At 65.2% G+C, this 10,208-nt stretch carries 12 protein-coding genes; 6 read left to right on the top strand and 6 right to left on the bottom strand.

The window, feature by feature from the left end; genetic code table 11:
• Window positions 1-995 (top strand): M81 family metallopeptidase (locus tag EN781_RS15350; protein WP_145965515.1); only part of this gene is annotated, 995 nt, incomplete at its 5' end.
• A gap of 158 nt (window positions 996-1,153) precedes the next feature.
• Here the strand turns inward: EN781_RS15350 and EN781_RS15345 are convergent.
• The 6 genes from EN781_RS15345 to EN781_RS15320 form a co-directional block, all read right to left on the bottom strand.
• Complete coding sequence (locus tag EN781_RS15345) at window positions 1,154-3,202, bottom strand: M3 family metallopeptidase (RefSeq protein WP_126057558.1); 2,049 nt, start codon at window positions 3,200-3,202, stop codon at window positions 1,154-1,156.
• A gap of 83 nt (window positions 3,203-3,285) precedes the next feature.
• Window positions 3,286-3,699 (bottom strand): nuclear transport factor 2 family protein, encoded by a 414-nt coding sequence (locus EN781_RS15340; protein ID WP_126057559.1) that lies wholly within the window; start codon window positions 3,697-3,699, stop codon window positions 3,286-3,288.
• An 8-nt stretch (window positions 3,700-3,707) separates the two neighbouring features.
• The gene (locus tag EN781_RS15335) at window positions 3,708-4,352 is read right to left on the bottom strand and encodes a carbonic anhydrase (RefSeq protein WP_126057560.1); all 645 of its coding nucleotides are present in this window, start codon (window positions 4,350-4,352) and stop codon (window positions 3,708-3,710) included.
• Between the two features lie 146 nt (window positions 4,353-4,498).
• The gene (locus tag EN781_RS15330; protein ID WP_126057561.1) at window positions 4,499-5,266 is read right to left on the bottom strand and encodes a DUF429 domain-containing protein; all 768 of its coding nucleotides are present in this window, start codon (window positions 5,264-5,266) and stop codon (window positions 4,499-4,501) included.
• Window positions 5,263-6,147 carry a pyridoxal kinase PdxY gene (pdxY, locus tag EN781_RS15325; protein ID WP_126057562.1) on the bottom strand — a complete coding sequence of 295 codons (885 nt, stop codon included), beginning with the start codon at window positions 6,145-6,147 and terminating at the stop codon, window positions 5,263-5,265. The genes EN781_RS15330 and pdxY overlap by 4 nt, the downstream gene beginning before the upstream one ends.
• A gap of 12 nt (window positions 6,148-6,159) precedes the next feature.
• Window positions 6,160-6,411 (bottom strand): hypothetical protein, encoded by a 252-nt coding sequence (locus EN781_RS15320; RefSeq protein WP_126057563.1) that lies wholly within the window; start codon window positions 6,409-6,411, stop codon window positions 6,160-6,162.
• A gap of 164 nt (window positions 6,412-6,575) precedes the next feature.
• Between EN781_RS15320 and EN781_RS15315 the strand changes: the two genes are divergently transcribed.
• The 5 genes from EN781_RS15315 (at window position 6,576) to ppa (ending at window position 10,146) form a co-directional block, all read left to right on the top strand.
• The gene (locus tag EN781_RS15315) at window positions 6,576-7,214 is read left to right on the top strand and encodes a LemA family protein (protein ID WP_126057564.1); all 639 of its coding nucleotides are present in this window, start codon (window positions 6,576-6,578) and stop codon (window positions 7,212-7,214) included.
• A 226-nt stretch (window positions 7,215-7,440) separates the two neighbouring features.
• Entirely contained in the window at window positions 7,441-8,229 is a 789-nt protein-coding gene (locus tag EN781_RS15310; protein WP_126057565.1) for a YgcG family protein, read from the top strand.
• 5 nt (window positions 8,230-8,234) lie between these two features.
• On the top strand, window positions 8,235-8,873 hold the full coding sequence (locus EN781_RS15305) for a TPM domain-containing protein (protein WP_127400115.1): 639 nt from the start codon (window positions 8,235-8,237) through the stop codon (window positions 8,871-8,873).
• Window positions 8,874-8,992: 119 nt separating this feature from the next.
• Window positions 8,993-9,499, top strand: a complete 507-nt coding sequence (locus EN781_RS15300; protein WP_126057566.1) for a GNAT family N-acetyltransferase — start codon at window positions 8,993-8,995, stop codon at window positions 9,497-9,499.
• Between the two features lie 104 nt (window positions 9,500-9,603).
• Window positions 9,604-10,146 (top strand): inorganic diphosphatase, encoded by a 543-nt coding sequence (gene ppa, locus EN781_RS15295; protein ID WP_126057567.1) that lies wholly within the window; start codon window positions 9,604-9,606, stop codon window positions 10,144-10,146.
• Window positions 10,147-10,208 lie beyond the last annotated feature (62 nt).

Raw genomic sequence — 10,208 nt, 5'->3', positions numbered from 1 at the left:
AATCCCCGCACACCGATTTCTACGAGCGCGGCGAGCATGTCGTCGAGCTCGGTCTCGCCGCTGCGCGCGGCGAGATCAAGCCGGTGATCTCGACCTTCGACTGCCGCATGATCCAAGTGCTGCCGACGAGCCGCGAGCCGATGCGCTCCTTCGTCGACAAAATCAACGCGCTGCACGGCAAGGACGGCGTGCTGTCGGTCTCGGTCATCCATGGCTTCATGGCCGCAGACGTGCCGGAGATGGGCACGCGCATCCTGGTCGTCACCGACAACGAAAAGGAAAAGGGCGATGCACTGGCGGAAAGCTTGGGGCGCGAACTCTACGCCATGCGCGAAAGGACAGCGATGACGATGCTGAACACGGCCGACGGCATCGAGCGCGCGCTCGCCGTGCGCAAGGCGAATCCGGACAAACCGGTGGTCATCGCCGACATCTGGGACAATCCCGGTGGCGGCGTTGCCGGCGACGGCACCGTCGTGTTGCGCGAGCTGCTCGCGCGCGGCATCAGCAATGTCGGCATGGCGACGATCTGGGATCCGATCGCGGTGACGTTCTGTCAGGCAGCGGGTGAGGGCGCCGTCATCGATTTGCGCTTCGGCGGCAAGGCCGGGCCACTGGCGGGCGAGCCGATCGATGCGCGGGTCAAGGTGCTGAAGGCGGTCGGCGAAGGCTGGCAGAGTTTCGGACCGAGCCGGGTGACATTGGGGTCGGCCGCGGTGGTGCGCGTCGAAGGCACCGAGGTCGATGTCATCCTCAACACCAACCGCACGCAGACCTTCGAGCCGGACATCTTTTCCAACATCGGCGTCGATCCGCTGTCGAAGGACATTTTGCTGATCAAGTCGACCAACCATTTCTATGCCGGCTTCGCGCCGATCGCCGCCGAGATTATCTATGTCTCGGCGCCGAGTTCGTATCCCAGCAATCCGGCGGTGACGGATTACACCAAGCTGGTGCGGCCGGTGTGGCCGAGGGTGGCGGATCCGTGGCTCTAATCTCCCCCCTTGAGGGGGAGATGTCGCCAAAGGCGACAGAGGGGGTCCTCGCGCGTGAAGCGCTAGGCTCCATCTGCCGCAGGAGCTCGCGTCCAGTCGAACCGACCCCCTCTGGCCGCTTTGCGGCCATCTCCCCCTCGAGGGGGGAGATTAGCCAATCACACCAACCCCCGCTTCGCCATCATCGCCTCTGGCGACGGCATCTTGCCGCGGAACGCCATGTAGAGCTCTTCCGGATCCTTGGAGCCGCCGGCGGCGTAGATGTTTTGCTTCAGCCGCTCGGCCAATGCCGGGTTGAAGGGATCGCCCGCCTCCTCGAAGGCGGCAAAGGCGTCGGCGTCGAGCACTTCGGACCACATGTAGGAATAGTAGCCGGCCGAATAGCCGTCGCCTGCGAAGACATGGCCGAAATGCGGGGTGCGGTGGCGCATGGCGATGCTGTCGGGCATGTCGAGCTTGTCGAGCGTTTCGGCTTCGAAACGAAGCGGCTCTTGCAGCGCGTCGGGGCGCGCATGGTAGGCCATGTCGATCAGCGCCGAGGCGGTGAACTCGACTGTGGCGAAGCCGGCGCCGAAGGTGCGGGCGGCGAGCATCTTGTTGAGCAGGTCCTTCGGCATCGGCTTGCCGGTCTTGACGTGCAGCGCGTGCTTTTCGAGTACCGCCGGCACCGTCAGCCAGTGCTCGTAGAGCTGCGAGGGCAGCTCGACGAAATCTCGGCTCACGGACGTGCCCGAGACCGACGGCCAGGTGACGTCGGTCAGGATGCCGTGCAGTGCATGGCCGAATTCGTGGAACAGCGTCTTCGCCTCATCGACCGACAGGAGTGCGGCCTCGCCGGCCGGCGGCTTGGCGAAGTTCATGATGTTGTAGATAACGGGCCTGGAACCGTGCCCGAGCTTATAACCGGATTTCAGCGCGCTCATCCAGGCGCCCGAGCGCTTGGAGGGCCGGGCGAAGTAATCGGCGAGGAACAGGCCGCGCTCGCTGCCGTCGCCGTTCTTGACCACAAAGACGCGCGCGTCGGGATGCCAGGCCGCGATGCCCTGCTTCTCCTCGAAGCTGATGCCGAACAAGCGCGTCGCGACGTCGAAGCAGGCGTCGATGACGCGCTCGAGCTGCAGGTATGGCTTCAGCTCGGCCTCGTCGAAGGCGAATTTCTCGGCGCGCAGCTTCTCCTGGTAGAAGCGCCAGTCCCAGGCGGCGAATTTTTCGTTGCTGCCGGCCTCTGTCGCCAGCCGCTCCAATTCCTTTTGGTCGAACGCCGCCTTCTCCAGCGCCTTCTCCCATACCGGGTCGAGCAGCGCGTGCACGGCTTTCGGGGTCTTGGCCATGGTGTCGTCGAGCTTCAGCGCTGCGAAGGAGTTGTAGCCGAGCAGTTTTGCCTTCTCGGCGCGCAGTTTCAGCATGTCGCGGACCACTTCGGTGTTGTCGGTGGCGCCGCCGTTCTGGCCGCGCATGGTGAAGGCGCGGAAGGCGATCTCGCGCAGGTCGCGGCGCTCGGAGAAGGTCGAGAACGGCTCGTAGATCGAGCGTGACAGCGTCACGGCGAAGCGGCCCTTCTGGCCGCGCATCTCGGCCGCTTCCGCCATGGCGCTTTTCAGGAAATCCGGCAGGCCGGCGAGATCGGCAGCGTCGAGGAACAGCGCCCAGTCGCGCTCGTCGGCCAGAACGTTCTGGCCGAAGCTGGTGCCGAGCGAGGACAGCTCTTCGTTGATCCTGGCCAGCCGCTTCTTGCCGCCGGCGTCGAGCTTGGCGCCGGACCGGACAAAACCCTTCCAGGTCTTTTCCAGCACGCGCAGCGTCTCTGCATCCAGCTTCAGGCTTTCGCGGCGCTGGTAGAGGTCGTCGATGCGGGCAAACAGGTTCTCGTTCATCGAGATGGCCGAGAAATGCCTGGACATTTTCGGCGAGATGTCGCGCTCCAGCGCCTGGATGTCCTCATTGGTGTGCGCGCCGGCACGACACCAGAAGATCGACGAAACCTGGTCGAGCGCCTCGCCGGCGAGTTCCAGCGCGGCCAGCGTGTTCTCGATCGTCGACGCCTCGCTGCTGCCGGCGATCGCATCGATCTCGGCCTCATGCGCCTTCAGCGCCGCGTCGAAGACGGGGCCAAAATCGCCATCGCCGATGCGGGTGAAATCTGGCAGGCCGAGCGGCCCTTGCCATTTGGTCAGCGGATGGGCGGCGAGATCGACGGCTGATGACATTGAAGAACTTTCGATTGGTGGCAATGGGAGGCGAGACCGATGTAGGGCGCGGGCTTGTCGCGCGCAACCGCGCGGTGGGCCCGTCAGTAGGCCTCGCAGCTTTCGGCGATCGCCGCCTGCGTGCTGGCGGTGATGCGGTTGCCGGCGACGGAGAAGGTCTCGTGCATCAGCATGTCGTTGTTGGGGAAGTCGTAGCAGGCGATCACCGTGGTGACGCCGGCTTCCGACTTCTCGATGCGATGACGGATCGCGGCGCCGGCGACAGCGCCCTGCCAATCGTCGATCGAGGCGATGAACTCTTGCTTGGTCTGCACGACGCCAAGGTCGTCGAGCTTGATGCGCACGTCGTCGGCAAGCAAATCCGAGAGCTCCGTCCGGTCGGCGACGAGCAGCGCCGAATACCAGCGGTCGATCAGCGCGCCGTCATCGGCGCGGGCGGCGAGGACCGAAAAGAACAGCGCGGCGGCTATCGCGGTTCCCTGGGAAACGATCCGCATCGCGGGCCTCACCCCAGATCCGGCCGCTCGAAATCGCCGGTCTCCTTGTTCATCACCCACAGCTCGCCTGTCGAGATGTCGAACCAGGCGCCGTGCAGCGACAACCTGCCCTTGCCTTCGAGGATGGAGACGCAAGGGAAGGTCCGCAAGTTGGCGATCGAGTAGCGGATCGAGATGCGCTCCAGGGCGGTCTGGCGCTCGGTCGCCGTCATGAAGGTGCTGGACGACACGGTCTCGGCGGCGGGCGCGATCAGGCTCATCCACTTGCCGATGAAGTCGCCTGGCGAGAGCGGCGCGGAATTCGGGTCGAGTGCCGCGCGGATACCGCCGCAGCGGCCGTGGCCCATCACCACGATGTTCTTTACCTTCAGGCTCTGCACCGCGAATTCGAGCGCGGCGGAGGTCGAATGGAATTCGCCGTCCGGCGCATAGGGCGGCACCAGATTGCCGACATTGCGCAGCACGAACAACTCGCCCGGGCCGGCATCGAAGATCGCCTCAGGGGCGGAGCGCGAATCGCAGCAGGCGACGATCATCGTCTCGGGCGCCTGGCCTTCGCGCGCCAGAGAGCGGTAGCGCCCGCTTTCGGCCGGATAGCGGCCGTTCATGAAATTGCGATAGCCGTTGAGCAGATGTTCGGGAAGATGGGGCATGGGCGGCGTCTGGACCCTTTCCGGGTTGGATGCGGCACTTTCAGTCTGGAGAAGCCTCTAACGGCAAAAGCCGGTCGCGAGCAATGCCGAATTGCGGATGGCTCCGTCGCAATCGCGATGCGGCGGACATGGCTCAACCTGTCGCTCTATGCCCAGATGGCGACTGGAATGCCAAAACGATCCGACAGCGGCGGGTCCGGATTCGGCCTTGCCTCGCCACTGGCGATGCGGCCGGCAATCAGCATCATCGCTGCCGCGTCGAGAAAATCATCGGCGGCGGCTCCCTTCGGTGCCGGCTGATCGAGGAAGCTCTTTTCATAGCCATGCCGGCATAGCAGCGCCTTGCGTTCCTCCATCCCGGCGAGGTTGATCGCGCCCTTGACCTTCTTCGGCAGCGCCATGGCCTGGCCGCCATTCAGCCGGCAGAAGGCGACCTCGGGGTGCGATTCGAAGACGCGGCCGCGCAACTCCGGCCGCGCGATCAGCAGGGCATCGATCTCGCGGATCTTGGCAAAGATGCCGAAGGCCTGGATCGAGACGCCGCGCGGCGGATCGGAACTCGCCTTGGCGACCTCGCTGGCGCGGCGATGCGCGGCGTACCAGGCCTCGACCGTGGTGAAGCCGTCCGTCTCGGCATAGAGCGCCGCGCGCGAGGGGATCGAGAACACGCTCGATTGGCGCTGCCCAAGCAGCGGCCGCACGATCGCCTCCGGGCCGCGTCCTCCCCTTTGCGAGAAGTCGGGGAGGCCGATCGGCATGTCGACGGCGATCGTGGCGCCGCCGGCGGGCAATGCGGCGAGCAAAGCGGCAAAGCCTGGAAAGACGGAGATCGACGGAGCGGCATCCGGATGACGATGGACGGCGATCCAGCCGGCCTTGCAGCCGTCGACGCCGACCAGCACGCCGGCCGTCACGCCCGCTTGTCCCGCTCCGGGTGCAGGAGGTGGCGCAGCTGCACCATCGCCATCGGATGCGACAGGCTCTGCGCGTCGGTCTCGAGCTGCAGTTCGTCGCCGCCGCGTTTGGCGGTCCGCGCCAGGATCTCGTAGACGGCGGCCGTGGTCGACTGCAGCGCCTTGATCGGCGGCTGGCCGGAGAGGATGCGCGCCAGATAGACGGCGGCCGTCAGGTCGCCCAGCCCGTTCGGCGGCTTGTCGATGAGGCGGTGCTCGGCAAGCAACGCCTGCCTGGAATCGAGCAGGAGGTTGCCGGTACCGCCGGCCATCATCGAAGGCGCGGAGGTGACCAGCATGGTCGAGGGACCGGCGTGAAGGGCTGCCGCCATCACCGATTTCAGGTCGGCAAGCGGTGCCCCGGCCATCCATTCCAGCTCGTAGCGGTTGGGCGTGGCGATGTCGGCGATCGGCATCAACCGGTCGCGCAAGGCCGCCGCTGTCGGCTCCGGCACGTAGAGCCCGCCGGAATCGCCCATCACCGGATCGCAGATATAGAGGGCGTTCGGCGTCCTCTCCCGGACGGCGGTGACCAGCGAGGCGACGGCCTCGGCCTGGCCGGCCTCGCCCAGATAGCCAGACAGCACCGCGCCGACCTCGCCCAGCCAGGGCGCGCGCTCGAGATCGGCCATCAGCGCCTTGAACTGGTCGAGCGGCGGCACGATGCGGGTTGCCCGGCCGTGGCCTGGATGCCAGGGCAGGACGATGGTCGGCACCGCCCAGACCGGGAAGCCCAGTGTCTCCAGCGCAAAAACGGCGGCGCGGTTGCCGACAGAGCCGCGCGCGACATGGCTGGAGATGACGATGACCGCGCGCGGCGCGCCGGCTTTTTCAGCATTCATGGATGTCCGGTCCTAACCGCCACGCGTGGCGAAATACACCAGCCAGGCCAGCAGGCCGAAGGCGATGACGAGCCCCAGCACCCTGCCGATGCGGGTGCCCCAATAGTCGATCCGGTCCGAACGGTCGGCGTCCGCGGCGTTGACATGGTCGCGCGCGCCTTTCGCCGCCCGGGCGATGAACGACGTGCCGCCCGGGTTCGTCTCCCGCTCCACGCGCTCGAGAATACGGCGCGATTCTTTGTCGCTGTCCTGGCGCTCGGCCATGGCAATGTCCTGTTCAGCCGGGACCTTAGCCTGTTCGCCCGGCCATTCACAGGGCCTGCCTGCAGGGCAGCGGGATGGCAGTGGAAGCTTTCCGGCCGGGTCATTTTCTTGCACGCGGATTGTGGTAATGCTTCGCGTGCAACTTCCGACGAGGGACCCAAATCATGCTTGCCCAGAGCCTCTCTTCCCCCTCCATCTTCCGCCATCTGCCGGCCATTCTGATGATGGCCATCGTGCTGCCGCTGCTTGCCGGCTGTGGCTACAACACCATCCCGACGGCGGAGGAAAACGCCAAGGCGGCCTGGAGCGAGGTGCTGAACCAGTACCAGCGCCGCGCCGACTTGATCCCCAATCTGGTCGAGACGGTCAAGGGCTATGCTGCGCATGAGAAGGACACGCTGGACGCCGTGGTCGAGGCGCGCGCCAAGGCGACGCAGATCACGGTGACGCCGGAAACGCTGAAGGATCCCGAGGCCCTCAAGAAGTTCCAGGATGCCCAGGCCGGGCTGACCAGCGCGCTGTCGCGGCTGATCGCGGTGTCGGAAGCCTATCCCGACCTCAAGGCCAACCAGAACTTCCTGGCGCTGCAGGCGCAGCTCGAAGGCACCGAGAACCGCATTGCGGTGGCGCGCCGCGACTACATCCAGGCGGTCAAGGATTACAATTTGACGCTGAAGACCTTCCCGTCGGTGTTGTGGGCGACCTTCTGGTTCCGCAGCAACGAGCCCTTCGCTAACTTCACCGTGGAGGAAGACAAGATGCAGCCGCCGAAGGTCGATTTCGGCACGAAGCAGGGCGGTTGAACGACGAGTTAGTTTACCGAGCTTGCCAGCCTTGCGTTCCTTCGCGCCCCCCGCTGTCCTGCCGGACATCTCCCCCCCAGGGGGGGAGATTGTTCGTCGCGTTCGCCTTCGCCATTCCCCAACGTCTGAAAGGGAGGGCTGGTGGTCGAGCCGTCAATCTTCCCCCAAGTGGGGGAGATGTCCGGCAGGATATAGGGGCGCGCGCCAGAACGCCTTCGTTGGCGTCTTGCTGAGCTTCGTCTGCTTCCTCCTCCTCCCTCTCACCGCCTTCGCCGCCGATCTGCCCGCGCTCACCGGTCGCGTCGTCGACAATGCCGGTATCATCGACGCTGGAACAAAAGCCGCGCTGACGAAAAAACTCGCCGATTTCGAGAAGAAGGGCTCCGACCAGATCGTCGTCGCAACCATCCCCAGCCTGGGTGGCGAGGAGATCGAGCCTTACGCCAACCGGCTGTTCCGGTTCTGGAAGCTCGGCCAGGCCAAGGAGAACAACGGTGTCCTGCTCGTGGTGGCGCCGAACGATCGCAGGATGCGCATCGAGGTCGGCTATGGGCTGGAAGGCACGTTGACCGACCTGCACACCAAGCTGATCATCGAGAACGACATGGTGCCGGCCTTCCGCGCCGGCGATTTCTCCGGAGGCATAACCAAGGCCGTCGACGACATGATCATGGTGCTGGAAGGCAATCCGGAGGAACTGGAGGCGCGCGGCAAGCGCAACGAGCAGGCGCCATTCAATTCAGACGATTTGTTCTTCTCGATCTTCATCGCAGTCTGGATCACCATCCTCGTTCTCAGCCTTGCCGCTTCCATCCTGCCACCGATCTTCGGCCAGAGGATCGGCCCCGGCCGCTATCGCTGGCTAGGCATGACCTTCGAGCCCGGCAAGCGCTCGTCCAGCGGCGGCTGGTCCTCGGGGAGCTCCGGCGGTGGCTGGTCCTCGGGCGGCGGAGGCGGCGGATTCTCCGGTGGCGGCGGTTCGTCGGGCGGCGGTGGCTCCTCGGGAAGCTGGTGAGACACATGGCGACACGACCGATCAGTCCGCAGGATCATGAGCGCATCGCCGAGGCGATCCGCGCCGCCGAGGCGAGGACCGACGGCGAGATCTACTGCGTCGTGGCGCATGCCAGCGACGGCTATTTCTTTCCCGCCGCCTTCATGACGACGCTAGCCATGCTCGTCGCCACCCTTGCCGTCGCCTATGGGCTGGAGGCCTGGTGGCTGTCGATCCGCCTGCCGCATTTTGTTTTCGCCGAGCTCCTGGCGCTGGCCTCGGTGCTGGTGCTCTTGTGGGCGCTGCCCGGATTGCGCATCCATTTCGTGCCGCGCCACCTGCGTTACCAGGCGGCGCATCTCAACGCGGTCAAGCAGTTCCTTGCCCGCAACGTGCATCGCACCGCTGCGCGCACCGGCGTGCTGGTCTTCGTCTCGATCGCCGAGCGCTATGCCGAGGTGGTCGCCGACAGCGGCATCAACAGCAAGGTCGGCCAGCATGTCTGGGACGGCGTGGTGCGCGACCTTACCGCGCATGCCGGCGACGACCGGCTCGCCGACGGGTTCATCAAGGCCGTCGAATCGGTTGGCGCGGTGCTGGCCGAACATTTCCCTGTCACAGCGGGCGATGCCAACGAGCTGGACGATCATCTCGTCGAGATTTGAGATTAGTCTTAAACCTGCGCTGAGCCCTCCCGCGCCCTGTTGTTCGCCTGTGCGAAAGCGCGGATGCCGTGGGCCGGACTCTTTGCAATCCGGCGATGCGGGTTTATGGTTAACCAATCATGAACACGCTGACCATCGACATCAGGAAGGCCGAGCCGCGCGACGCGGCGGCCATCGCCGACGTGCATCAAGAGGCCTGGCGCGGCGCCTATTCCGGCATTATTCCGCACCGCACGCTGACCTCGATGATCAACCGCCGCGGCGCCGACTGGTGGGCGAACGCGATTCGCCGCGCCGCCACCGTGCTGGTGGTGGAGATTGGCGGCACGATCGCCGGCTACGCCACGATCGGCAAGAATCGCGCCCGTGAACTCCGCCAGCAGGGCGAGATCTACGAGCTTTATCTGCGCCCGGAATACCAAGGCATCGGGCTCGGCAGCCGGCTGTTCAGCGCGGCCCGCGCGCGCCTAGCCGACCACGGCCTGCGCGGCATGGTGGTTTGGGCGCTTGAGGACAACCAGAACGCGCTCGCTTTCTATGCTGGCGCCGGCGGCCGCGACATCGCCGAAGGCGTCGAGATATTCGAGCAAAAGGCGCTGAAGAAGGTCGCCTTCGTCTGGGAATGAACGCCCGCGTTTCGGCGTTGTTATTCTCCCCGCACGATTCGCCGCATTGCACCATGACGCGTCCGCCGCTATCGGTCTGACAAATCGAGAGAGGGATTTGAGTTATGCGCATCGAAGCGATTGCCACCGGGAAGAACCCGCCGGAAGACGTCAACGTCATCATCGAAGTGCCGATCGGCGGCGAGCCGATCAAGTATGAGATGGACAAGGAGGCCGGCACGCTGTTTGTCGACCGCTTCCTGCATACCTCGATGCGCTATCCCGGCAATTACGGCTTCGTGCCGCACACGCTGTCGGGCGACGGCGATCCGATCGACGTGCTGGTCTGCAATACGCGCGCGCTGGTGCCGGGCTGCGTCATCAATGTGCGGCCGATCGGCGTGCTGATCATGGAAGACAATGCCGGCCAGGACGAGAAGGTGATCGCCGTCCCGTCGCCGAAGCTGACGCTGCGCTACGAGAACGTCACCGAGTACACGCATCTGCCCGAGATCACGCGTGATCAGGTGCAGCACTTCTTCGAGCACTACAAGGATCTCGAGCCCGGCAAATGGGTCAAGATCGAGGGCTGGCACGATTCCAAATACGCCAAGAAGATGATCGTCGAGGCAATCGAACGGGCGAAGGTGGCGAAGGCGGCGAAGTAGTCTCGGCTCAGTTATCCACCCGGCCGAAGTCCGGCACGCTGCCGATCACCTCGCGCTTGTCC

The sequence above is a fragment of the Mesorhizobium sp. M4A.F.Ca.ET.090.04.2.1 genome (assembly GCF_003999085.1).
Lineage (GTDB): Bacteria > Pseudomonadota > Alphaproteobacteria > Rhizobiales > Rhizobiaceae > Mesorhizobium.
This window is presented reverse-complemented; position numbering and strand designations above follow the sequence as displayed.

Coding starts and splice junctions, on each gene's coding strand:
- EN781_RS15315 (WP_126057564.1), top strand. CDS start 6,576: ATGCTTGCCCAGAGCCTCTCTTCCCCCTCCATCTTCCGCCATCTGCCG.
- ppa (WP_126057567.1), top strand. CDS start 9,604: ATGCGCATCGAAGCGATTGCCACCGGGAAGAACCCGCCGGAAGACGTC.
- EN781_RS15300 (WP_126057566.1), top strand. CDS start 8,993: ATGAACACGCTGACCATCGACATCAGGAAGGCCGAGCCGCGCGACGCG.
- EN781_RS15320 (WP_126057563.1), bottom strand. CDS start 6,411: ATGGCCGAGCGCCAGGACAGCGACAAAGAATCGCGCCGTATTCTCGAG.
- EN781_RS15335 (WP_126057560.1), bottom strand. CDS start 4,352: ATGCCCCATCTTCCCGAACATCTGCTCAACGGCTATCGCAATTTCATG.
- EN781_RS15305 (WP_127400115.1), top strand. CDS start 8,235: ATGGCGACACGACCGATCAGTCCGCAGGATCATGAGCGCATCGCCGAG.
- EN781_RS15345 (WP_126057558.1), bottom strand. CDS start 3,202: ATGTCATCAGCCGTCGATCTCGCCGCCCATCCGCTGACCAAATGGCAA.
- EN781_RS15340 (WP_126057559.1), bottom strand. CDS start 3,699: ATGCGGATCGTTTCCCAGGGAACCGCGATAGCCGCCGCGCTGTTCTTT.
- pdxY (WP_126057562.1), bottom strand. CDS start 6,147: ATGAATGCTGAAAAAGCCGGCGCGCCGCGCGCGGTCATCGTCATCTCC.